The sequence below is a fragment of the Ralstonia pickettii genome, assembly GCF_016466415.2.
Taxonomy (GTDB): Bacteria; Pseudomonadota; Gammaproteobacteria; order Burkholderiales; family Burkholderiaceae; genus Ralstonia; species Ralstonia pickettii.
On record NZ_CP066772.2, the window covers coordinates 809,941 to 834,496 of the forward strand.

Genomic DNA, 24,556 nt, shown 5'->3' on the forward strand with positions numbered 1-24,556 from the left:
CTGTACGCTCCTTTGCCATAAAGATGCATAAAAAATACGTTTTTCAAGAATGTGTGACGAAAGTCAATTGCTTCGGCTGGCTGCGAGCCGAAGATGCGACTTGCCGAGAAGGTCAGAGCGCGGATGTGAGCCGGCATCTTTCCGCCCGGCTTTGTGAAAACCGATAGAGAAATCGATACAGGGATCGATGATGACCAAGCACCAACAATCGCCATCCACTCAGCAGGAAGAAGCGCTGAGCGTACCGGGGCGGCGTCGCTTCATGAACAGCGCAGCGCTTGCCGGGTTGGCAACGGTCGTGGCATGCACTGACAAGGGCACACCCGCTGCCGCACCCGCCGCATCTGCCAGCGCGCCCGCGGCCACGGCCGCAGGGGAACACGTCATCGCGGGCTTGCATCCGAAGCCGGGTGAACTCGATACCTACTACGGCCTGTGGAGCGGCGGACATACCGGCGACATGCGTGTCATGGGCATGCCCTCGGGGCGCGAGATCCATCGCATTCCGATGTTCGTGCCCGATGCACTGGTCGGCTGGGGCATCACGAACGAATCGAAGAAGGTGATGGGCACGAAGCCCGACGGCACTCTCAGGTACACGGTGGGCGATACCCACCACGTGCACGCGTCGTACAAGGACGGGAATTACGACGGCCGCTATGCGTGGATCAACGACAAGATCAACTCGCGCCTGGGGCGCGTGCGGCTCGACTACTTCATCTGCGACAAGATCACCGAACTGCCGAACGTGCAGGGCTTCCACGGCATCTTCCCGGACAAGCGCGATCCGCTCGAACCGAAGATCAACTACACGACGCGCGTGTTCTGCGGCGGCGAGTTTGCCATCCCGCTGCCCAACACCGCCGGCATCGATGATCCGTCCAAGTACCGTTCGCTGTTCATGTGCGTGGACGCCGAAACCATGGAGGTGCGCTGGCAGGTGCTGATCGACGGCAATTGCGACCTCGTCGCAACGTCGTACGACGGCAAGCTGGCCGCGACCAACCAGTACAACACCGAGATGGGCGTGCACTACGAAGACATGATGTCTGCGGAGCGCGATGCCTGTCTGTTCTTCAACGTTGCGCGCATCGAGGCGGCGGTCAAGGCCGGCAAGTTCAAGACCATCGGCGACTCCAAGGTGCCGGTGGTGGACGGCACGCACGCGGCCAACCAAGATCCGAAGACAGCACTGACCGCTTATGTGTCGGTGCCGAAGAATCCGCACGGCGTCAATGCGAGCCCCGACCAGAAGTACTTCATCTGTGCTGGCAAGCTCTCGCCCACCGGTACGGTCATCGAGCTGTCTCGCGTGCTCGACTGGTTCGACGGCAAGCTCGCCAAGATCGACGACGCCATCGTGGCGGAGGTCGAACTTGGCCTGGGGCCACTGCACACTGCGTTCGACGGGCGCGGCAACGCATACACGACGCTGTTCCTCGACAGCCAGATCGTGAAGTGGAACATTGATGCCGCCATCAAGTTCCACAACGGTGACAAGAACGCGAAGTACGTGGTCGACCGCCTTGACGTGCATTACCAGCCGGGCCACCTGAGCGCATCGCAATCCGAAACCATGGCCGCCGACGGCAAGTTCCTCGCCGTGGGCTGCAAGTTCTCCAAGGACCGCTTCCTGCCCGTTGGCCCGCTGCACCCCGAAAACGAACAGTTCATCGACATCTCCGGCGACAAGATGGTGCTGCTGCAGGACCACCCGATCCGCAGCGAGCCGCACGACTTCATCATCTTCAAGCGCGAGCTGCTGCACCCGAAGCAGGTCTATTCGCTGGACGATTTCCCGCTGGCCACCAAGGACCCGAAGCAGTCCGGCGTGGTGCGCAATGGCAAGAAGGTGACGGTGCGGCTCACCTCGCAGGCCCCGGCGTACAGCCTGCGCGAGTTCAAGCTGAAGAAGGGCGACGAGGTCACGCTGATCCTCACCAATCTGGACAAGGTCGAGGATCTGACGCACGGCTTCGCGATTCCGAAATACAACATCAACTTCATCGTCAATCCGCAGGAAACCGCGTCGGTCACGTTCATTGCCGATAAGCCCGGCGTGTTCTGGTGCTACTGCACGCATTTCTGTCATGCACTGCACCTTGAAATGCGCAGTCGCATGATCGTTGAGGCCTGATTCCGAGGAGAAGCGCGCGTGCCCCGTGCGGGCCCGCGCGTGCCGATGAACTCCAAGATGCCATCCCGAAAACAAGGGTTCGCGGCGTGGGTCGCCGCGTTCCTCCTGATGCTGTTGGTGGGCGTGCAACCGGCGCAGGCCGGTCGCGGCGCTTACGAAGCCGAGTTGCCCGCCAATCTGGCCGAGGCCAAGGACCTGTGTGCGCTCGTACCCTGCGCCGACGTGTTTCCCGGCGCGGTGCGTTTTTCCGAACGCATGGGGCAACCGCCTTATGTGGAAGCCTATGGCGCAGCGCAAGGCGGTAAGGCGGCGCTGCTGGGCTACGTGATGCTGTCCACCGACATCACGGACATCCCGGCCTATTCGGGCAAGCCCGTGGTCACGCTGATCGGCATGGACCGGCAAGGTCGCTATGTCGGCATCAAGGTCCTGAAGCATTCCGAGCCGATCCTGCTGCTGGGGATTCCCGAATCTGCGCTGCTGAACTTCAACAAGCAGTACATCGGCAAGTCGGTCAAGGACAAGATCGAAGTCGGTCAGTCACGGCCGGACGAGGGCGTGCTTGGCGTCGATGCGATCTCGGGCGCCACCGTGACCGTGATTGCGCAGAACCAGGTGCTGGCCACAGCCACATCTTCCGTGGCGCGTCAGGTCGGCATTCTGGCGCCAACGCGCCATGAGCCTGCGCGCTATGCGCAGACCGGGCAGCGTGCAAGCTGGGCAGAACTCGTCAAGCAGGGCAGCGTGCAGCGCTTGCTGATCCGCCCCGAACAGCTTGGGCTCGAACGCGCGCCGGAACCGTTCATTGAACTGTGGTTCGGTGATCTCAATCATCCCGACCTGGGTGCGAGCCTGCTCGGCCAATCCGTCTGGAACGACCTGCACGCTCAACTCAAGCAGAACGAGCATGCGATCTTCGTCATCCGCACCGCGGGCGCGGCGTCGTTCAAGGGGTCGGGCTTCGTGCGCGGCGGCATCTATGACCGCATCCAGATCAAGCAAGGCGCGGAGTCCTTTACCTTCCGCGATTCGGACTACCTGAACCTCTATGGCCTGGCAGCCCCTAGCGCGCCGGCCTACACGGAATCGGCCATCTTCGTGGTGCGCTCGCCAGCGTTTTCGGCGGCGTATCCGTGGAAGCTGTCCTTCCTGGGCAACCGCGTCGATCGGGCGACCGGCACGCGCAGCTTCGTTACGTTCGATGCCCCGTACTGGTTGCCCGAAACGCTGCTGCAGGGCGGGCACCCGCATATCGACGAGCCGGAGGCCCCTTGGCGGCGGGTCTGGCGTACGCGCGCGCCGCAGATCGCGCTCTTCATCGTGCTGCTCGTTTCGGTGGGCGTGGTGTATGCGCTGCGTGAGCGTCTGACGCGCCGTTCGACGCACAAGAACAAGTGGCCGGTGAACGCCTTCAAGTACACCGCCTGGGCACTGAGCATCGGCTTCGTTGGTTTTGGTGCGATGGCGCAGCCGTCGATCACGCAAGTGCTGACATGGTTCCACTCGCTGCTGTTCCAGTGGACGTGGTCCCTGTTCCTGACGGATCCGTTCATCTTCTGCTTCTGGATCTTCATCATCCTGACGGTGTTCCTCTTTGGGCGAGGGCTGTTCTGCGGATGGCTGTGCCCGTTCGGCTCGCTGTCGGAAGCGCTCTACAAGATTGGCGGACGGCTCGGCCTCAAACGCTGGCAGCGTCATCTGCCGCGTGCCTGGCACGACAAGCTGAAGTGGCTCAAGTACGCGATCTTCTTCGGGTTGTTGACGGTGTCGGTGTTCTCGATGGGGCTGGCAGAAAAGCTTGCCGAGGTGGAACCGTTCAAGACGACATTCCTGGTCGGCATCAGCCACCGCGCGTGGCCCTACGGGCTGTTCGTCTGCACGCTGCTCGGGATCTCGCTGTTTGTCGAGCGCCCGTACTGCAAGTACATCTGCCCGTTGGGTGCCGCGCTTGCCATGCCGAGCACGTTCCGCTGGTTTGGCCTGCGCCGCAAGCAAGACTGCAACAGTTGCAAGGCCTGCGCCGTCGGTTGCGGGTCTTTGGCGATCGACGCGGACGGCCGTATCGACCATCGCGAATGCCTGCACTGCCTCGATTGCATGGTGCTGTACACCGACGTCAAGGGCTGCCCGCCGCTGGCCAAGGAGCGCAAGCGGCGCGAGCGCGATGGGCTGGAGATCACGCCCATCGGCAAGGACGGCTACTTCATTCCCATCCAGCCGGTGCCGGTGCCCATGAACCCGCGGGTGGCGCAAGGCCCCGACCCGCGCATGCCGACCGACCGCGTGGTGCCGACCGGACGCGAAGGTGCGCGTGGCCTGCGCTGGCTGATGTTGGAATTGCGCGATCACCTCTGGCCGTGGAGCAGCAACGGGTGGAGGTCGGCGCGCGGCCTGCAGATCGCGGGGGCTTCGCTTGCGCTGGCAGCGAGCGTGGCATGGATCCTGGCGGCGACGGGCCACCTGTCGTCGGGCGCGGTCATCGCATGGTGGTTCGGCTGGAGCCTGTATGAAGTGCTGATCCGCCTTGCCTGCCGTCGCTACGTCAAGGATGGCCCGTGGTGGCAAGCCAATTATCGGCGCGCAACCGTCATGGACATGCTGAGCTACGTCGGCTTCAAGAATCTGCTGATTGGCGCCATGCTGTTCCTGACCCTGAAAGCGCTGGGGTGGCTGCAGGTATGAGGTGGCTGCCGGTGTTGCTCGTTGTCTGCGGCTCGCTTGCGGCTGTGCAGGGCGCTCACGCATCGGCGGCCACCACGGTGCGCGTTGCGGCGGGGCAGTCGCTGCAAGCAGCCATCGACGCAGCACATCCGGGCGATGTGCTTGAGATCGAGCGCGGCATGTATACCGGCAACCTCATCGTCAACAAGCCTCTGACGCTGCGCGGACTCGATCGTCCCACGCTCAGCGGCGGCCAGCGCGGCGACACGATCCGCATCGGCGCACCGGACGTCGTGATCGAGGGCCTGATCGTTCGCGATTCGGGCGACAGCCTGAAAGAGCAGAACGCAGGCATCAACATCCTGCCCGGCGCGCATCGCGCCGTAGTGCGCCAGTGTGAGCTGACCTACAACCTGTTCGGCCTGTGGATCGAGAAAGCCAACGACGTGCGCATCGAGGCCAACACCATCACCGGCAAGCGTGACTACAACTCGGCGCAGCGCGGCAATGGCGTGGAGCTGTACAACACACAAGGCGCGCGCATCATCGGCAACAACATCAGCTTCGTACGGGATGCGCTTTACGTGGACGTGTCGCACCACGCCGTTTTCAAAGGCAATCGGCTCCACCACAGCCGCTATGGCACGCACTACATGAACTCCTACTACAACCTGTGGGAGGACAACGACAGCTATGCCAACCGGGGCGGCCTGGCCTTGATGGAGGTGCGCGACCAGATCGTGCGCAACAACCGCACCTGGGGCAATGCCGACCACGGGATCATGCTGCGCACGTTGCAGGACTCGGTGGTGGAGAACAACGTGGTGGCCGACAACGACCGCGGCTTCTTCATCTACGACGTGGAATACACGCAACTGCGCGGCAACCTCATCGTCGGCAACCAGGTGGGCGTGCACCTGTCGGCAGGTTCGACACGCAACGTCGTGCAAGGCAACGACTTCATCGGCAACCGAGAGCAAGTCCGCTACGTGGGCGCGCGTGACGAGGCATGGGGGGCACGCACGGCTGCCGAGCGCGCGCAGGGCAACTTCTGGAGCGACTACCTGGGCTGGGACCGCGATGGCGATGGCATCGGCGATGTGCCCTACGAGGCCAACGACGTTGTCGACCGGCTGATCTGGCGCCACCCTGGCGTGCAACTGCTGTTGGCGAGCCCGGCAGTGCAGGCACTTAGATTCGTCAGCCGGCAGTTTCCGATCCTGCGTGTGCCGAGCGTGGTGGACGCGTATCCGCGCATGCAACCCGCGAACCCACATTGGAGCACCTGGCGTGACAGATCCCCTTCACGTTGACGAGACTGCCGCCATTTCGCTGCGCGGCGTCTGCAAACACTATGGTGCCGTGCGCGCCGTCGACGGCGTTGACCTGGACGTCGGCTACGGCGAACTGTTCGGCCTGATCGGGCACAACGGTGCCGGCAAGAGCACGCTGTTCAAGATGATGCTTGGGCTGATTCCGGCAACCGCCGGCAGCATCCGCGTGGCCGGGGCATCGGTGCGTGGGGCTGCATTCCGCGCCGCGCGCAGGCAGATCGGCTACCTGCCCGAGAACCTCGTTCTGTACGACAACCTGAGCGGGTTGGAGACCTTGCGGTTTTTCGCCAAGCTCAAGGGCGCACCGGCAGCCGATTGCGCGTCGCTGCTTGCCCGCGTCGGGCTGGCGGGTGCGGTCGACCAACCCGTGCGGGCGTATTCAAAGGGGATGCGGCAGCGCCTCGGGTTTGCGCAGGCGCTGTTGGGTGCGCCACGCGTGCTTTTTCTGGATGAGCCGACCAACGGCCTCGATCCGGCGGCAATCCACGACTTCTACGCCACGCTGCAGGCACTGCGCGAGCAGGGCGTCACGATCCTGATCACGTCGCACATCCTGGCCGAGCTGCAGCAGCGCATCGACCGCCTTGCCATCCTGGCCGACGGCCGTGTCCTTGCGCTTGGCAGTGTCGCTGCACTTCGCGCACAGGCCGATCTGCCCCTGACGCTGGCCTTGCGGGTCGAGGCCGGCGCGCGCGGCGCACTGTGGGCGCAACTCGCGCCCTTGCGCGCACACGGCGCAGAGATCGTCGACGGGCAGGCCGAGCACGAGGTGATGCTGCGCTGCAGCCGCTCGCTCAAGATGGACGCACTTCAGGCACTGCAGCCGCTGGGCGGGCGCCTGCTCGATCTGCAGATCCACGAACCGTCGCTCGAAGACGTGTTCTTTGGCCTCAGGCAAACGGAGGCCGCATGATCGGCATCGAATATCGGCAAGTGGCCGCCGTCGCGGCCAAAGAACTGCGTGATCGCCTGCGCAACCGATGGGTGCTCGCGGTGGCCGTCGTCTTCGCCGTGTTCTCGCTCGTGATCAGCTACTTTGGCGGCGCAGAGCAGGGCACGCTCGGGCCGCGTTCCATCGAGTTCGTCATTACCAGCTTGGTCGGCCTCGTCATCTACCTGATCCCGCTGATTGCGCTGTTGCTTGGGTTCGACGCCGTTGTCGGCGAGCGCGAGCGCGGCTCGCTCGATCTGCTGCTGGCCCTCCCGCTGACGCGCGTGGAACTGCTGCTGGGCAAATACCTCGGGCTCGCCGCAGCGCTCACCCTGTCGACGTTGGGTGGCTTCGCGCTGATGGCCGTGCTCCTGTGGCACCAGTTCGGCTCGGCGGGGCTGTATCAGGCGGCTGGCTTCGTGCTGAGTTCGGTGCTGCTGGGGCTGGTCTTTCTGAGCCTGGCGCTGTTCGTCTCTGTCGTCAGCCGTGAGCGCACGCGTGCTTCGGGCGCCGCCATCGCGCTGTGGTTTGGCTTCGTGCTGATATTCGACCTGTTGCTGCTCGGCCTACTCGTCGCCACCGGCGGCAGCTTTGGCGGCCAGGCGCTGGCGTATCTGCTGCTGCTCAATCCCACCGATATTTTTCGCATCCTCAACGTGTTTTCGCTGGACCAGCTGCGGGGCTTGCATGGCCTCGTCAGCATCGTGCCGCCTGCCCTGGGCAACCCGTGGGCGATGGGCGCGGCGATGCTGGCTTGGATTGCCGCGCCGCTGGCACTGGCCGCCTGGAGATTCCGCGCATGAACCCGGATCGTCGCCGCCTGCTGGCGGCTGCCCTGGCCGGATCGGCCGCCCTGATTGGTCTGGCTGCCTGTGGCCGGCAGGCCGAAGCCACCCTTGTCCCCGCTGAAGCCGACGCGGCGACCACCTGCGATCTGGACGGCATGCTGGTGGCGGATTATCCAGGGCCCAAGGCGCAGCTCTATTACCAGGGCGACGCGACGCCGCACTGGTGCTGCGATACGGTGGAAATGTTCAACACACTGCTCAAGCCGGAGCAGGCGCGGGAAATCCGGGCGGCGCTCGTGCAGGACATGGGCCAGGCCGACTGGGAGCATCCTCGTGGCCACTGGTTTGACGCCAAGACCGGCTATTACGTGTTCGGCAGCCGGCGCCGCGGCTCGATGGGGCCGACGGTCGCGAGCTTCCGGCTGGAAGCCGATGCCCGCGCGTTCATTGCCCGCGACGGTGGCAAGCTGCTGCGCTACGCCGAAGTGACGCCAGACATGGTGGATCTCAGCGGTGGCGCGCTGCACGACGGGCGGATGTAGCCATGCGGCTGCGTCGATCGGGCTGGATGACAGTCGCTTTGCTGGCGGCCTCGCTCTGGTGGTATGGCGTGTATGCGAGCCGCCGGGTGGAGCCCGAGATTCCCACCGAAATCTGCTTCGTTGCGGCGCCAACGCCCTATGACCCGCGCTCGGGCACGGCGCCCGATGCGCCGCGCGCCATCCCGCCCAACGCACGCTGCCCGGTCTGCGGCGCGTTTCCGTCGCGCGCGCCGGATTGGGCAGCCCAGGTCATCTTTGCCGACGGCGACGCGTACTTCTTCGACTCGCCATTGAGCCTGTTCATTTACTTGCGCAACCTGCCGCGCTACGCCGCCGGCCGGAAATCGGCCGACATTGCCGCCGCCTACGTGCGTGCAGTTGGCGACGGGCGCTGGATTGCCGCGCTGCAGGCCGTCTACGTGTGGGGGTCTGACGTGCCGGGGCCAATGCGCAGGGGCAATCTCCCTGCCTTCCGGAATCACACGGATGCGCGCGATTTCATTACGCGCCACGGCGGATCAGTCACGGGCTCCGCCGGCATTACCGCAGAACGCCTCCGGGCGTTGGAACCCTCGCAGCCCCATCCGGCAGGTCGGCACACCTAGCGCGTTCCCGTCTGGTTGTGGGGCGACGCAGATTGCACCGTGCGGGCCATGCTGGCGTGGTGCTTGGCGGCCATCTGTCGATAAGCCGGCCCGGAAGCTGGTTTTTCTGCGCTTCGACAGGAGGTGCGGCCTTGGATAATGCGACGGCCGGCCAACCTGCCGGCATGTCCGAAGAAAGCGATCTCGAAAAAACCGAACCAGCCTCTCCGAGGCGCCTCGAGCAGGCGCGCGAGGAAGGCGACGTTCCCAGATCACGGGAACTGGCTTCGTTCGCCCTCACGGCAGTGTCCGCGGGCGGTTTGTGGGTGATGGGCGACTCGATCGTGCGCGCCGCATCGGCGTTTCTGGCGCGCTGCCTGGAGTTCCACCGCTACAACTACACCAGCGGGCAGGACCAGTGGAACTACGTGACCGGCCAGTTCATGCCGCTGGCCATGGCCCTGGGCGGGCTGATGCTGATGCTGGTGATTGCCGCGCTGTCGCCGTTGGCGCTCACGCGCGGGGCCATCTCGTTCAAGCCGCTGTCCCCCGACATTTCGCGCCTGTTCAAGCTGCAGGGGCTGACGCGCATGTTCTCGCTGGAGGGGCTGATGGAGCTGCCCCGCCTGCTGATCAAGCTGTTCCTGATTGCCGGTGTGGGCTGGCTGCTGGTCCGGTATTACCGCGGTGATCTGATCGAACTCCCGCAGCAGGACCTGGGCGTTGCCATGCGCGACACCCTGCACGTGGCCGGCGTGGCCTTCCTCTGCATGGCAGCGGTGATGATGCTGGTGGCGGCCGTGGATGTGCCGCTGTCGTTGTGGCAATACGCGCGCAAGCACCGCATGACCAAGGAAGAAGTGCGCAAGGAGCACCGCGAGTCCGAAGGCGATCCGCACGTCAAGGGCCGCATCCGCAACCTGCAGCGCCAGGCGGCCCAGCGCCGGATGATGGCCGACGTGCCTAAAGCCGACGTGATCGTCACCAACCCGACGCACTACGCCGTCGCGCTGCGCTATTCCGAGAAGGAAGGCGGCGCGCCGCGCGTGCTGGCCAAGGGCGCCGACATGGTGGCGGCCAAGATCCGCGAGCTGGGCACGGAGCACAAGATTCCCATTCTGGAAGCGCCCCCGCTGGCCCGGGCGCTGTACCGCCACACCGAGATCGGCCACCAGATTCCCGAGGCGCTTTACGCCGCCGTGGCCGAAGTGCTCGCCTATGTCTACCAGTTGCGCCGCCTGCATCAGGTAGGCGGCCGAGTGCCGGTGCGCCCGACCGACCTGCCGGTGCCTGCCGAGTTGGACCCGGGGCCACAGCCCGGCCCGGACGACGAGCCCGAAGACGCATAAAGTGCCGCCCGCCGAGTAAGGAGCTCCACGCGCCGAGCTCCGAGCTCGGATCGCCGAGCAAAAAGCCTCGCCCTCGACACTTTTTGCACGGCGAACGGCTGTTTGAGGCTCGCGCATGTCTCGCTTGGCGTGCAATTTCGCCCCAACGGCGCCACTGGCCGCTTCCGCACCCCCCGGTGGGAGGGTATTTCAACGAAAAGCCGCCTTTTGGGCGGCTTTCTCGCTTCTTCGATTTGGCGATGCCGCCTGCAAGATGGCATCCATCGAAATGCCCCCCCGCTGCACGCCCTCCAATGAACGCCGCACTGCTCCGAGTCACCGACATCCTGCGCAAGGGCGACTACCGCTCCGCCGCGGGCCCGGTGCTCATCATCCTGATCCTGGCGATGATGGTGCTGCCATTGCCGCCGTTCATCCTGGACCTGCTGTTCACCTTCAACATCGCGCTGTCGATCATCGTGCTGCTGATCAGCATGCACACGCTCAAGCCGCTGGATTTCTCGTCGTTCCCGAGCATCCTGCTGATCACCACGCTGATGCGGCTGTCGCTGAACGTGGCGTCCACGCGCGTGGTGCTGATGGAAGGCCACACCGGCCCCGACGCCGCCGGCAAGGTGATCGAGGCGTTCGGCCACTTCCTCGTGGGCGGCAACTACACCGTCGGCATCGTGCTGTTCGTCATCCTGGTGATCATCAACTTCATGGTGATCAGCAAGGGCGCGGGCCGCATCGCCGAGGTCAGCGCGCGCTTCACGCTCGATGCGATGCCCGGCAAGCAGATGGCGATCGACGCCGACCTGAACGCCGGCCTCATCCGTGAAGACGAAGCCCGCAAGCGCCGCACGGAGATCGCCCAGGAAGCCGAATTCTTCGGCTCCATGGACGGTGCCAGCAAGTTCGTGCGCGGCGATTCGGTGGCGGGTATCGCCATCCTGCTGATCAACATCGTCGGCGGCCTGGCGGTGGGCGTGCTCCAGCACGGCATGGACGTGGGCCACGCGGCCACCAACTACACGCTGCTGACCATCGGCGATGGCCTGGTCGCGCAGATTCCCGCGCTGGTGATCTCCACCGCGGCGGGCATCATGGTCAGCCGCGTCTCCACCGACAAGGACGTCGGCCAGCAACTGTCGAGCGAGCTGTTTGCCATGCCGACGGTGCTGATGACCACCGCCGGCGTGCTGGGCCTGCTGGGCCTGGTGCCGGGCATGCCGCACTTCCCGTTCATCCTGTTTGGGGGCGGCCTGGGCTATCTGGGCTGGTACCTGAAGAAGAAGCGCGAAGTGCCCGAGATCGAGCCCGTGCTGCAGGCCATTGCCCCGGTGGATACGCCCGAAGCGAGCTGGGACGACGTTGCGTGGGTCGACGTGCTGGGCCTGGAAATCGGCTACCGCCTGATCCCGCTGGTCGACAAGAGCCAGGACGGCGAGCTGCTGCGCCGCATCAAGGGCATCCGCAAGAAGTTCACGCAGGACATGGGTTTCCTGGCGCCGGTGGTACACATCCGCGACAACCTAGAACTGGGCCCGTCGTCGTACCGCATCACGCTCAAGGGCGTGGAAATCGGCCACGGCGAGGTGCAGCAGGGCAAGTTCCTCGCCATCAACCCGGGCGGCCAGGACGGCATGGGTGGTCATGGCGGCATGGGTGGCCTCGGTGGTCGACTGGGCACGCAACTGCCCGGCACCCCGACCGTGGACCCGACCTTTGGTCTGCCTGCCATGTGGATCACCGCCGATGTGCGCGATCGCGCGCAGGCCGAGGGCTACACCGTGGTCGACTGCAGCACGGTCATCGCCACGCACGTCAATCAGTTGATTTACACCCATAGCACCGAGCTTCTCGGCCGTTTGGAAGTCCAGCAATTGCTCGATCATTTGGGCAAGGAAGCACCGAAGCTGGTCGAAGACGTTGTGCCGAAGCTGTTGCCCGTCGCGACCGTGCAGAAGGTGCTGCAGAACCTGCTGGACGAAGGCCTGCACATCCGCGATATCCGGACCATCGTCGAGACGCTGGCGGAGCACGGAGGCAGGACGCAAGACCCCGCCGAACTCACCGCCGCCGTGCGTGTGGCGCTGGGCCGGGCGATTGCCCAGCAGCTCTTCCCGAACAAGACCGAAATGCAGGTCGTCACGCTTGACCCGAATCTGGAGAACATCTTGCTGCAAAGCGTCGTTGGCTCTAACGCCGGCCCGATCGAACCGCAACTGGCTGACTCGCTCATGCAGGCGGCAGCGGACTCGTCGCGGCAGCACGAACAGATGGGTCAGACCGGCGTCCTGCTCGTGCCGCCCGCACTGCGCCCGATGCTCGCCCGCCTGTTCAAGCGTGCCGCACCGAGCCTGCGCGTGCTGTCGCACGCAGAAATTCCGGATCACCGAACGATTAAGGTTGTCGCCATGCTTGGAGGCCGCGCATGAAAATGCATCGATTTACCGGACTGACGTCGCGTGACGTGTTGCGCAAGGTCCGCGACCAACTGGGCGATGGCGCTCTGATCCTGTCGAACCGCGCCATTCCCGGCGGCATCGAGATCATCGCGGCATCCGATTCGCACGTGGATGCGCTGGTCGATACGCAGTCGTCGGCACCCAAGACGGCACAGCGCCGCCCGATGGCTCCGGCTCCGATTCCCGAGCCCGCACCGATTGCCGCTGCAACCGCAGCCGTGGCGGCCGCTCAGGCACCTGCTGAAGAAGCCTCGCAAACCGAGACCCCTGCACCCAACGCGCTGGCCCGTCTGCGCAACCGCTTTATTGCTTCGCGCCGCACGCCGGCACAGGAAGACGCACCGGCAGCGTCGGTTGCCCCGGTCACTCAGGCCGCCAAGCCGGCCGGCCGCACGCTGCAAACGCGCGTGGACGACGACGTGGCGTTTGGCGAAGAAGATGCGCTGGCCGCGTCCACCCGCATGCTGGCGGGCCTGTCGCTCGACCGCGCCAATGCCGAGGTTGCCCAGTCCGCGGCGCAGGCCCTGGCCAGCACCGCCCAGTTCATCGCCCGCCGCACAGCGGTGGAAGACGACGAGCCGGAGATGGAATCGACCGCCCGCTTTGCCGCACGCCGTGAGCAGCCACGCGAGCAGGCACATGAACAGGAAGAGCGCCCGGTTTCGCTGCGCAGCTTTGCCGAGCGCGTGGAAGCCCAGGCCCGCAACCTCCGTGCAGAACAGCAGAAGGCCGAAGCGCCTGTAAAGGCCCGCATCGACGCGCAAGCCGACGCAGGCAAGGCGTCCGACATTTTCGTCCGCGTGGAGGACACGATGGCCAAGCCCGAAGCCCCGCGTGATGACGTGAGCCTGCAGCGTTCGGCCTTCCAGGCCGACGTGAAGGAAAGCATCCGTGCCGAGACCGACGTGATGACCCGCCGCATGGTCGGCGAGATCGAAACGCTCAAGAGCACGCTGAACGACGCCATGTCGAGCCTGGCCTCGCTGGGCGTGAAGCTGGGCGACCCGGTGCGTACGCGCCTGTTCCAGACCATGCTCAACGCAGGGTTCTCGGCACAGCTCACGCGCTACGTGCTGGAGAACATGCCGCAGCACGACACGTACGAAGGCGCGCTGGATTTTGTGCAGCGTGCGATTGAAAAGAACCTGAGCACCGTGTCGGACGAGAACAGCCTGCTCGACCAGGGCGGCGTGTTTGCCCTGATGGGCCCGACCGGCGTGGGCAAGACCACCACGACCGCCAAGCTGGCCGCACGCTTCGTGCTGCGCCATGGCGCATCGCGTGTGGCACTGCTCTCAACCGACAGCTACCGGATCGGCGGCCACGAACAGCTGCGCATCTACGGCAAGATTCTGGGCGTCTCGGTGCATGCCGTGAAAGACGCGCAGGACCTGAGCCTGGCGCTGAACGACCTGCGCGAGAAGCACGTGGTGCTGATCGACACCATCGGCATGAGCCAGCGCGACCGCGCCGTGTCCGAACAGATGGCGATGCTGCATGCCGTGGGCCCGTCGATCAAGCGCCTGCTGCTGCTCAACGCTGCCAGCAACGGCAAGACGCTCGATGAAGTCGTGGGTGCCTACCGCGACGCCAACCTGGCCGGCTGCATCCTCACCAAGATCGACGAGGCTGCCTCCGTGGGCCACGCGATGGACGTGATGATCCGCCGCCGCCTGCCGCTGCACTACGTCTCGTACGGCCAGCGAGTGCCGGAAGACATTGCGGTGCCGAACAAGAAGCTGCTGATCCACCGCTCGTTCCGGGCCGGTGCGGAGCAGTCGTCGTTCACGCTGGATTCGGACGAATCGCTGCTCGTGGCCCAGGGTGCGGTGTCACGCAACGCAGGCAACCGCGAACCCGGCCTGGCCGCTTTCGATTTCGCCTGACAAGGGGGCGACCATGACGACGCCATTCGCCAAGGATCAAGCCGCAGGGCTGCGGCGCATGCTGGGTCATGCCGCTGCCCGCCGCGTGCTCGTGATCGGCGCGGAAGAGCAGGTCGATGACTTTGTCGACAACCTGCGCATCGCGCTGTCCGGCATGGGCCGCGATACCGCTGTGGTGAGCGCGCAGACCGTGCTGGCCATGGCCGGTGTGCTCGAGCAGCACGACGAGACGGCGGATGTGACGCTGGTGGCCGCGCATTTCGGCACGCGGGCGCTCGGCACCGTGGCCGAAGCGTGCGACGACGTGCTGCTGACCTTCTCGGATGGTCCGGAAGGCATCAAGAGCGCTTACACGCTGCTCAAGAAAACCGCCGTGCTGCAAGGCGGCGCCGGCATCCGCACCGTGGTGTGCGGCGCGCATTCGGTGGATTCCGCCGTGCGCGTGTTCGGCAACCTGGCCAACACCGTGGGCCAGTACTTGAACACCCGGATCGATTTCGCCGGCTACCTCCCCGAGGACCGGCACGTAGAACTCGCGCTCTCGCTCGGCAAGCCCGTGGCGAGTGCGTTTCCCGCATCGCCTTCGGCCATGGCCTTCCGCCAGCTTGCCGAAGAAATGTTGAGCTGGGCCAGCGCCGAGGCCCAAGCCGGTGATGGCAGTGCGCCGTCGCGGGTGGTCATGTCGGCGCGGGCACCGGCACAGCCGGCAGATGAATCGGCGCAGGCAACGTCAATGTCGGCATCGACAGCGACACCCGGCGCCACCGCACGCGCGGCCGAATTGGTTTATTGAGGCGCAGCATGAACGAAGCGTCAAAGGCAGGCATGGATATGTACACCGCAACCGGTCGCAAGACCAAGTCCGACGAGATGGCCACGTACGCACCGCTCGTGCGTCGCATTGCCAACCAGATGATGGTCAAGCTGCCGGCCAGCGTTGAGCTGGACGACCTGATCCAGGCCGGCATGATGGGTTTGCTCGATGCGCTGTCGCGCTATGAGGAAACGCAGGGTGTGCAGTTCGAGTTCTACGCGGCCCAGCGTATCCGCGGCGCGATCCTGGACGAACTGCGCGGCTCGGATTGGCTGCCGCGCGGCCTGCGCCGCAACGCGCGCACGATCGAGCAGGCAATCCAGAAGCTGCAGCAGCAGAAGGGCCGCGCGCCCACCGAAACCGAGATTGCCGTAGCGCTGGGCATGTCGCTGGCCGAATACCAGAAGCAACTGGTCGACCTGCAAGGCAGCCAGTTGCTGTATTACGAAGATTTCGACCGTGAAGACGCCGACGCCTTCATCGAGAACCGCGCACCCGAGAACGACGCCACGCCGCTGGACCAGCTGCTGGACCACGACCTGCGCGAATCGGTGGTCGCTGCCATCGAGGGACTGCCCGAGCGCGAAAAGCTCATGATGAGCCTCTACTACGAGCAGGATCTGAACCTGCGTGAAATCGGCGCCGTGATGGGCGTGTCGGAATCGCGCGTGTGCCAGATCCACAGCCAGGCGATTGCCCGCATCCGTTCGCGCCTGCGCGATCGCGCATGGCTGCCGACGCCGACCTGATATGAGGTCGGCTGAGAGCTGCTAACAAAACCCTCTGCTTCACTGGGTTGGATGGCGGCTCTTGGTCCCAGCTTTACCTGCCAGGTATTTCTACTGCGCGGTCAGCGACTCATGTCGCGGCCGCGTTTTTTCTTTGGGGCCTCGGTCACGAGGCGCGCTTGGAGGCGTGAAACAGGTAGATCACGGCGCACATGCGTTTCAGAACGCAAAATATGTACACAAAAAACGTATGTAATTGTTGACAGAAAAATGGCGCCCCTCCAAGATTCCGGCAAATACGCGGCATCACGCCGCATGAATGCCGGCGGATGGAACCCGCCCCATCCGCCTAAAGCACGCTCCCGGCATTGACACGGGGGCGGCCCCAGGAGACAGACAATGCGCCAATCCCCCGGGCAACCCTCGCCCTCTTCGTCGACGATCACCGGCGCCGCTGCCGATCCCGTCAACGAATTTCTGCCGCTGCCGCGCCTGTTCGCGCTGGGGCTGCAACACCTGCTGGTGATGTACGCCGGGGCGATCGCCGTGCCGCTGATTGTCGGCAATGCGCTCGGCCTGTCAAAGAGCGATCTCTCCTATCTCGTCAATTGCGACCTGTTTGCGGCTGGGATCGGCACGCTGATCCAATCGCTCGGTTTCCTGATGTTCGGGATCCGCCTGCCGGTCATGATGGGCGTCACGTTTGCCGCGGTTGCCCCGATGATCGCCATCGGTGTGGAGCCCGGCATGGGGCTGCCCGGCATCTTCGGGGCGTCGATCGTTTCCGGCGTGTTCGGCATTGCCGTTGCACCGCTGATGGGGCGGCTGCTCGGCCTCTTCCCGCGCGTGGTGACGGGCACGGTCATCATGCTGATCGGTTTTTCGCTGCTGAGCGTGGGGATCAACTGGGCTGCGGGCGGCCAGCAGATGATTCCGCAGGTGGTGGACGGCGTGCGCCACATGGTGCCGAACCCGGCGTTTGGCGATCCGTTCGGCCTCGCCATTGCGGCGCTCGTGCTGGTGACGATCCTGCTGCTGACCAAGTTCGGTAACGCGCTGCTGTGCAATATCGCGGTGCTGCTGGGTATCGTGACGGGCACGCTGGTGGCGGCGGCGTTCGGCAAGGTGTCGCTCGCCGACGCGAGCGCCGCACCCCTGGTGACGCTGGTGACGCCGTTCTACTTCGGCATGCCGAAGTTCGAGCTGTCGGCCATCATCTCGATGTGCATCGTGATCGTGATCACGCTGGTGGAATCGACTGGCATGTTCCTCGCGCTGGCGCACGTGGTCGGCAAGCCGATTTCGCGCAATGAACTGACCAACGGCCTGCGCGCTGACGGCCTGGCGACGGTGGTGGCCGGGGTGTTCAACACGTTCCCGCATACGTCGTTCTCGCAGAACATCGGGCTGGTGTCGATCACGGGCGTGCGTTCGCGCTATGTGGCGGCCGCCGGCGGGGTGTTGCTGATCGTGCTGGGGCTGTTTCCGAAGCTGTCGTACGTGGTGGCATCGGTGCCGCAATACGTGCTGGGTGGCGCAGGCATCGTGATGTTCGGCATGGTGGCCGCTGCCGGCATCCGCATGCTGGGCATGGTCGATTTCCAACAGCAGCGCCACAACCTGCTGATCATCGCGGTATCGGTGGGCTTTGGCATGATGCCCACGCTGGCGCCGGCCTTCTTCCATCACTTCCCGGACTGGACGCGCCCGATCACCCACAGCGGCATCGTGATGGGCACGCTGGTGGCCGTGGTGTTGAACGCCTGGTTCAACGGCATCCGCGGCTCGCACGAAGTGATGCACGGTGCAGCCGCAGCCGCGCATTGATCATCCAACGCCCGTGCTGCAACGCGGCTCAGGTTTCTCCGGCAACGGAGACGCGGTATGCGGTGTGCTGCCGATAGACCTGGCCCGGGCGCAGCATGACTGTTTCGGCATCGGGCATGTTGACCTGGTTCGGGAACGCACTCGCTTCCAGGCATAAGCCGCTGCGCTGCGCGTGCGTGCCCGCCAGCTTGTGGCCCGAGTAGAACTGAAGCCCGCGTTGGTCTGTGAGCACCGTCAGCTCGCGGCCGCTGCCGGGTTCATACAAACGCGCGACCGGACGCACATGCGGACGACCGTCCGAGGCCGAATTGCGCAGCACGAAGCAGTGGTCGAATCCGCCGGCCTGCGCCAACTGTGCGTTAGGCCAGTCCAGCCGTGCCCCGATGGGCGCCGCCTGCCGAAAATCGAATGCCGTGCCGGCGACACTCACTGCCCGTGTCGGGATCAGCTTGGCATCGACTTCCAGATAGGCATCGGCATCGATCGAGAGGATGTGGCCCCTGATGTCGGTGCCGGGTTTGCCGCTCAGGTTGAAATACCCGTGGCTGGTCAGGTTGATCGGCGTGGGCGCATCGGTCCGCGCTTCGTAGTCGATCGACAGCGTGCCATCGTCGGCAAGCGCATAGCGAACCTGCACGGCGACATTGCCCGGGAATCCCGCATCGCCTTCCGCAGACGTGAGCCGCAGGACCAAAGCGCCGTCCTGATCGTCGGCGTCCCATCGTGCCCGATGAAACCCGCTCGCTCCCCCGTGCAGCAGATTGCTGCCCTCATTGCGGTCAAGCGCGTAGTCGATGCCGTCGAGCGTAAAGCGCGCGCCGGCAATCCGGTTGGCCCAGCGACCGATCAAGCCCCCAAGGTAGCCCCCCGATTGAAGATAGGCCGCAGGCGCCGCGTGGTTCAGAAGAATTTCGCCCAGACGCCCGCCGCGGTCCGGCGCCTGCCAGGAGACGAGCGTCGCCCCGAGGTCGCTGATCGAAACGCGCATGCCCAAGGCATTGCGCAGCGTGAACAGCCGAACCGGTTCACCGTCCGGCAAGTGCCCCCACGTTGCTGACGAGATGGCGCCGTCGAGCGGCGCATGTGCGGAGAGCGCGGGCGCGATGCTCATGATTGGCTCTCCGTGGTGGCGCGTTCCTGGTATTCGCGCGGCGTGCAATCCAGCTCACGGCGGAATACGGCATGCATGTATTGCGGGGAGGTAAAGCCGCAGCGCACCGCCACCTCGGCGGTTGCGACATCACGGCTGGCCAGCATGTGCTTGGCGGCGTCGAGCTTATGGCGAAGGATTTCCTGATGCACGGTGCAATTCAATTCACGACGAAAGTGTTCTTCGAGCGATGACCGCGAGATACCGACGTAGTCCGCGACCTGCTCGGTCTTGATCCCTTGGCAGGCGTATTGCCGAATGAAGTGCCGCGCCCGCATGACGTACGGGCTGGCAAGCGGCTGGTGCCGGGACGACGCCAGCACATTGATGCCCACGGGTGGCACGAGAATCTGCCGGCCTGCCAGGCGGGCGCCGCCCAGCATCTGATGCAGCAGATGTGCGGCGGTGCGACCCATCTCCACGGTGCCCTGAATGACCGACGACAACGGGATGCGGCTCAGCGTGCGCGTGAGCGGATCGTTGTCGATACCGATGATGGCGATTTCTTCCGGTACGGCGAACCCCGCCGTCATGCAGGCCTGCAGCAGATGGCGCGCCCGCGCATCCGTCACGGCAATGATGCCGATGGGCTTGGGCAAGCCGCGCAGCCATTCGATCAACCGGCTGATCGCCTGATGCCAGGTCGGCGCGCTGGTCGAAAGGCCTCGATAAATCTCCTGCTCTACGGGGGCGGCGGGATTGTCTTGCCGGCGCAAACGCGTAAAGGCCAGTTCGCGCTCCTGTGCCCAGCGGTTCTCAGGTGCCTGGGGCAGGCTGTACAGCGCAAAGTGCTGAAGTCCGGCTTCGATCAGGTGCCGGTAGGCGAGCGCTACCAGCTTGCCGTTGTCGGTCGCCACATACGGCTCCTTTGCCGGGTAGTGCGCCGCATCTTCATACGATGAGCCGACGGCTACCACGGGCAACGGGCAACCGCGCAGCGCTTCGGCGACTGCTGGGTCGTCGAAATCCGCAATGATGCCGTCGCCGTCAAAGCGCTCGATGCCGGGCAGGCGGCAGCGGAAATCTTCTTCGAGAAACAAGTCCCACGTCACGCGGGTGGAGCGCATGTAGTCGCCAATGCCCGCGATGATTTCGCGGTCATACACCTTGTTGGCATTGAACAGCAGCGCAATGCGATGAATGCGCGCGTGCTGCGATGGATCGGACGATTGACGGTGCATGGTGGCTCGGGCCGCTCGCGGTGGCAGGGGTTGCCAAACGGCTGCAGCGCAGGGGCGTGCCGCTCGCCCGCACATTCTATTGGCTACATGGAGCGCTGTCAGACGATCGGTGCCGGGTGGCAAGAAATGTTAGTTCGGTTGGGCAATTTCGTAATTGCCCGTGCTGGGCGGCCGCATCACCATGCGATGGCCGTCGAGCCGGGCGAGATCACTATTGCGGCGCACCACGCGTTCCGTCGGCCTAGGGTATCCACCAACAAAAGAAGATGGAGTGAGACATGAAATCGAACCAACGCCGTTGTGTTCTGAGGGCCGCCTTTTGCGGTGCAGTGCTCGCCAGCCTGTCGATGACCGCGCCGCTGGCACACGCGAGCAAGGCGCATCCGGAAATCGGCTTCTGTATCGACGATCTGCGCGTAGAGCGCTGGTCGCGCGACCGCGATTACTTTGTCGCCGCTGCAGAAAAACTGGGTGCCAAGGTGTCGGTGCAATCGGCGGACGCCAGCGAGCAACGCCAGATCTCGCAGATCGAGAACCTGATCTCGCGCGGTGTCGACGTGATCGTCATCGTGCCGTTCAACTCCAAGGCGCTGACCAACGTGGTGGCCGAAGCCAAGAAGGCGGGCATCAAGGTGGTGTCGTATGACCGCCTGATTCTCGACGCCGACGTTGATGCCTACATTTCGTTCGATAACGAGAAGGTGGGTGAACTGCAAGCGCAGGGCGTCTTCAACGTGCGCCCGAAGGGCAACTACTTCCTGCTGGGCGGCGCGCCGACGGACAACAACGCGAAGATGCTGCGGCAGGGCCAGTTGAAGGTGCTGCAGCCGGCCATCGACCGCGGCGACATCAAAGTTGTTGGCTCGCAATGGGTGCCCGAGTGGAGCGCCTCTGCGGCGCTGGGTATCGTTGAAAACGCGCTGACCGCGAACAACAACAAGATCGATGCCGTGGTCGCATCCAACGACGGCACGGCCGGTGGCGCGATCCAGGCGCTGGCTGCGCAGAAGCTGGCCGGCAAGGTGCCGGTGTCGGGCCAGGATGCCGACCTTGCTGCCGTCAAGCGCGTGATTGCCGGCACGCAGACGATGACGGTCTACAAGCCGCTCAAGCTGATTGCAACGGAGGCTGCGCAGCTTTCGGTGGCCCTCGCCAAGGGTGACAAGCCCAAATACAACGCCCAGTACGACAACGGCAAGAAGAAGGTCGACACGGTGCTGCTGCAACCCACCCAACTCACGAAGGACAACGTCAATCTGGTGGTGAAAGACGGCTTCTACACGCAGGCTCAGATCGGCGGCCAGTAAGGTCGCACAGTCAGGGTCGCTTTGTGCCGGCGATGAGGCCACTGTTCGTCGCCGGCCGCGTTCGTAACCCAGGGACGGGGCATGTCTGAACCTCTGTTGCAGATGCGCGGCATCGTCAAGACGTTCGACGGTGTGAAGGCGCTAGATGGTATCAACCTGGTCGTGAGGCCAGGCGAGTGTGTTGGCCTGTGCGGCGAGAACGGCGCCGGAAAGTCCACGCTCATGAAGGTGCTTTCCGGTGTGTACCCGAGCGGCACCTGGGATGGCGAAATCCTCTGGGAGGGGCAGCCACTGCGCGCCGGCGGTATTCGCGACACCGAGCGCGCGGGCATTGTCATCATCCATCAGGAGCTGATGCTGGTGCCGGAATTGTCAGTGGCCGAAAACATCTACCTGGGCAACGAAATCACGCTGCCGGGCGGCCGGATGAACTATGCGGCCATGTACCAGGGCGCAGACAAGCTGCTGCGCGACCTGAACATCCAGGGTATCAACGTCGCGTTGCCCGTGATGCACTACGGCGGCGGCCATCAGCAGCTGATTGAAATTGCCAAGGCGCTGAACAAGCGCGCCAAGCTGCTGATCCTGGATGAGCCGTCGTCATCGCTCACGGCGGCGGAGACGCGCATCCTGCTCGACATCGTGCGCGACCTGAAAGCGCGCGGCATTGCGTGCGTCTACATCTCGCACAAGCTCGATGAGGTGGAGGCGGTGTGCGACACGGTCACCGTCATCCGCGATGGCCGCCATGTGGCCACCGCGCCGATGGATGCCCTCACCACCGACCGCATCATCGCGCAAATGGTCGGGCGCGAGATCACGCAACTGTTTCCGCGCGAGCCCCATCCCATCGGGGAAGTTGTATTCGAAGCTCGCAATGTGACTTGCTACGACGCCAACAACCCGACTCGCAAGCGGGTCGACGATGTGTCCTTTTCGGTGCGGCGTGGCGAAATTCTCGGCGTGGCGGGATTGGTCGGGGCAGGGCGCACCGAGCTGATGCAGGCGGTGTTTGGCGCGTACGAAGGTGCCAGCGAGGTGGAGCTGGTACTGGACGGAAAACCGTTGAAGGTCCGCGCGCCGCTAGACGCCATTCGTGCGGGCATTGCGATGGTGCCGGAAGACCGCAAGCGTCACGGTATCGTCTCGCTGATGAGCGTGGGGCACAACATCACGTTGGCCGTCCTGCAGCGTTTCGCGCGTCTTGGGCGCATTGACGGCGCGGCCGAACTCGACACGATCCGCAAAGAGATGCGGCGGCTTGCCGTGCGTGCGGCGCATCCGATGCTACCCATTGCCAGCCTGTCGGGCGGCAATCAGCAGAAGGCGGTCCTCACCCGAATGTTGCTCACGGAGCCGCGCGTCCTGATTCTGGATGAGCCGACCCGCGGCGTGGACGTCGGCGCCAAGTACGAGATCTACAAGCTGATCGGTGATCTCGCCAAGCGCGGCATGGCCATCATCGTGATCTCGTCGGAGTTGCCCGAAGTGCTTGGCATCTCGGATCGCGTGCTTGTGATCGGGGAGGGCCAACTGCGTGGCGACTTCGTGAACGACGGACTGACGCAGGAACACATTCTGACCGCCGCCATTCAGCCAGTCCGGAACCCACCCAGGCACGCAGCCACTTTCCATCAGGCAGGTCACGCATGACTTCTCAAACCAGCCCACAAGCCGCCGGCGGGGTCGCCGATTCGCGCAATACGTTCAAGGCAAGCCAGCGCCTGAGGCAACTGTTCGCACGCTACAAGATCCTGGCGTTGCTGATCGCCGTGGCCGCGATCTGGCTGTTCTTTTCGATGCTGACCAACGGCGCCTTTACCTCGCCGCGCAATCTGTCCAACCTGCTGCGCCAGATGTCGATCACGGGGATGCTGGCCTGCGGCATGGTCTTCGTGATCATCGCGGGCGAGATCGATCTGTCGGTCGGTTCGCTGCTTGGTTTGCTTGGTGGCGTGGCTGCCATCCTGGACCAAGGGCTGGGCTGGCCGATCACGGCGACGGTGCCCGTGGTGCTGCTGCTCGGGGTGGCCATGGGCCTGTTCAACGGATGGTGGTCGACCTACCGGGGCGTGCCGTCCTTCATCGTCGGCCTGGGCGGCATGCTGGCGTATCGCGGCATTCTGCTGGGTCTCACGCATGGGTCGACGATTGCGCCGGTATCGGACAGTTTCGTGCTGATCGGCCAGGGTTACCTGCCGCGCCACGTGGGCGACCTGATGGCGGTGCTGATCTTCTGTCTGTTGATCTTCGTGGTGATCCGGCAGCGGCGTGAGCATCGCCGTTATGAGCTCGACGTTGCGCCGCTCTGGCAAGACGTCGCCAAGCTTGTCGTGGCGGGTGCGGTCATCGTCGCGTTTGTCGCCACGCTCAACAGCTATGGCGGCATCCCGGTGCCCGTGCTGCTCGTGCTGGCGCTGCTCGGTATTTTTTCTTGGATCGCCAGCCAGACGGTTTTCGGCCGCCGTATCTATTCCGTGGGTTCAAACCTCGAGGCCACGCGCCTGTCCGGCATCAACACCGATCGCGTGAAGCTTGCCATCTTCGGGCTCATGGGCCTGATGTGCGCGTTTGCCGGCATCGTCAATACGGCGCGTCTTGCTGCCGGTTCGCCCTCCGCCGGAACCATGGGCGAACTGGATGCCATTGCGGCCTGCTTCATCGGCGGCACGTCCATGCGCGGCGGTGCGGGTACGGTCTACGGAGCGCTGGCCGGTGCGCTGGTCATGGCGAGCCTCGACAACGGCATGTCCATGCTCGACGTGGACGCGTACTGGCAGATGATCGTCAAGGGCAGCATCCTCGTGCTGGCCGTCTGGGTGGATGTCATCTCGCGCTCGGGCCGCCGCTGAGGCTGCGCTACAGGCTTTATCTCTTTTGCTGTCAC

Annotated in this window: 18 protein-coding genes; 16 read left to right on the forward strand and 2 right to left on the reverse strand. The window is 64.6% G+C overall.

Annotation, left to right across the window (positions count from 1 at the left end; all coding sequences use genetic code 11):
* Nucleotides 1-187 precede the first annotated feature (187 nt).
* The 13 genes from nosZ (at nt 188) to RP6297_RS19970 (ending at nt 18,031) form a co-directional block, all read left to right on the forward strand.
* Nucleotides 188-2,137, forward strand: coding sequence for a TAT-dependent nitrous-oxide reductase (gene nosZ, locus RP6297_RS19910; protein WP_009240473.1), 1,950 nt, complete (start codon nt 188-190; stop codon nt 2,135-2,137).
* Nucleotides 2,138-2,194: 57 nt separating this feature from the next.
* Nucleotides 2,195-4,819, forward strand: a complete 2,625-nt coding sequence (locus tag RP6297_RS19915; protein WP_171924790.1) for a NosR/NirI family protein — start codon at nt 2,195-2,197, stop codon at nt 4,817-4,819.
* Nucleotides 4,816-6,111, forward strand: a complete 1,296-nt coding sequence (locus RP6297_RS19920) for a nitrous oxide reductase family maturation protein NosD (protein ID WP_009240475.1) — start codon at nt 4,816-4,818, stop codon at nt 6,109-6,111. The genes RP6297_RS19915 and RP6297_RS19920 overlap by 4 nt, the downstream gene beginning before the upstream one ends.
* Complete coding sequence (locus RP6297_RS19925; protein ID WP_009240476.1) at nt 6,089-7,045, forward strand: ABC transporter ATP-binding protein; 957 nt, start codon at nt 6,089-6,091, stop codon at nt 7,043-7,045. The genes RP6297_RS19920 and RP6297_RS19925 overlap by 23 nt, the downstream gene beginning before the upstream one ends.
* Nucleotides 7,042-7,866 (forward strand): ABC transporter permease, encoded by an 825-nt coding sequence (locus RP6297_RS19930; RefSeq protein ID WP_009240477.1) that lies wholly within the window; start codon nt 7,042-7,044, stop codon nt 7,864-7,866. Before RP6297_RS19925 ends, RP6297_RS19930 begins: the two co-directional genes overlap by 4 nt.
* Nucleotides 7,863-8,393, forward strand: coding sequence for a nitrous oxide reductase accessory protein NosL (locus RP6297_RS19935; protein ID WP_009240478.1), 531 nt, complete (start codon nt 7,863-7,865; stop codon nt 8,391-8,393). Before RP6297_RS19930 ends, RP6297_RS19935 begins: the two co-directional genes overlap by 4 nt.
* Before the next feature lie 2 nt (nt 8,394-8,395).
* Complete coding sequence (locus RP6297_RS19940) at nt 8,396-8,998, forward strand: nitrous oxide reductase accessory protein NosL (protein ID WP_009240479.1); 603 nt, start codon at nt 8,396-8,398, stop codon at nt 8,996-8,998.
* 164 nt (nt 8,999-9,162) lie between these two features.
* Nucleotides 9,163-10,326 (forward strand): flagellar biosynthesis protein FlhB, encoded by a 1,164-nt coding sequence (gene flhB, locus RP6297_RS19945; RefSeq protein ID WP_004627735.1) that lies wholly within the window; start codon nt 9,163-9,165, stop codon nt 10,324-10,326.
* A gap of 293 nt (nt 10,327-10,619) precedes the next feature.
* Complete coding sequence (flhA, locus tag RP6297_RS19950) at nt 10,620-12,746, forward strand: flagellar biosynthesis protein FlhA (RefSeq protein WP_009240480.1); 2,127 nt, start codon at nt 10,620-10,622, stop codon at nt 12,744-12,746.
* A complete protein-coding gene (gene flhF, locus RP6297_RS19955) occupies nt 12,743-14,662 on the forward strand; it encodes a flagellar biosynthesis protein FlhF (protein WP_009240481.1) in 1,920 nt (639 codons plus the stop codon). Before flhA ends, flhF begins: the two co-directional genes overlap by 4 nt.
* A gap of 13 nt (nt 14,663-14,675) precedes the next feature.
* Nucleotides 14,676-15,455, forward strand: coding sequence for a MinD/ParA family ATP-binding protein (locus tag RP6297_RS19960; protein ID WP_009240482.1), 780 nt, complete (start codon nt 14,676-14,678; stop codon nt 15,453-15,455).
* Between the two features lie 8 nt (nt 15,456-15,463).
* Nucleotides 15,464-16,225, forward strand: coding sequence for an RNA polymerase sigma factor FliA (locus tag RP6297_RS19965; protein ID WP_004627728.1), 762 nt, complete (start codon nt 15,464-15,466; stop codon nt 16,223-16,225).
* 378 nt (nt 16,226-16,603) lie between these two features.
* A complete protein-coding gene (locus RP6297_RS19970; protein WP_009240483.1) occupies nt 16,604-18,031 on the forward strand; it encodes a nucleobase:cation symporter-2 family protein in 1,428 nt (475 codons plus the stop codon).
* A gap of 28 nt (nt 18,032-18,059) precedes the next feature.
* Here the strand turns inward: RP6297_RS19970 and RP6297_RS19975 are convergent, their stop codons facing one another.
* The gene (locus RP6297_RS19975; RefSeq protein WP_009240484.1) at nt 18,060-19,142 is read right to left on the reverse strand and encodes an aldose epimerase family protein; all 1,083 of its coding nucleotides are present in this window, start codon (nt 19,140-19,142) and stop codon (nt 18,060-18,062) included.
* Entirely contained in the window at nt 19,139-20,362 is a 1,224-nt protein-coding gene (locus RP6297_RS19980; protein WP_009240485.1) for a XylR family transcriptional regulator, read from the reverse strand. The genes RP6297_RS19975 and RP6297_RS19980 overlap by 4 nt, the downstream gene beginning before the upstream one ends.
* Before the next feature lie 278 nt (nt 20,363-20,640).
* On the opposite strand from RP6297_RS19980, the gene xylF reads away from it, so the two are divergent.
* The 3 genes from xylF to RP6297_RS19995 all read left to right on the forward strand — a co-directional run bounded on the left by xylF (nt 20,641) and on the right by RP6297_RS19995 (nt 24,521).
* The gene (gene xylF, locus RP6297_RS19985) at nt 20,641-21,669 is read left to right on the forward strand and encodes a D-xylose ABC transporter substrate-binding protein (protein ID WP_009240486.1); all 1,029 of its coding nucleotides are present in this window, start codon (nt 20,641-20,643) and stop codon (nt 21,667-21,669) included.
* An 81-nt stretch (nt 21,670-21,750) separates the two neighbouring features.
* Complete coding sequence (gene xylG / locus RP6297_RS19990) at nt 21,751-23,322, forward strand: D-xylose ABC transporter ATP-binding protein (RefSeq protein WP_009240487.1); 1,572 nt, start codon at nt 21,751-21,753, stop codon at nt 23,320-23,322.
* Complete coding sequence (locus RP6297_RS19995) at nt 23,319-24,521, forward strand: sugar ABC transporter permease (RefSeq protein WP_009240488.1); 1,203 nt, start codon at nt 23,319-23,321, stop codon at nt 24,519-24,521. The genes xylG and RP6297_RS19995 overlap by 4 nt, the downstream gene beginning before the upstream one ends.
* Nucleotides 24,522-24,556: the final 35 nt, after the last annotated feature.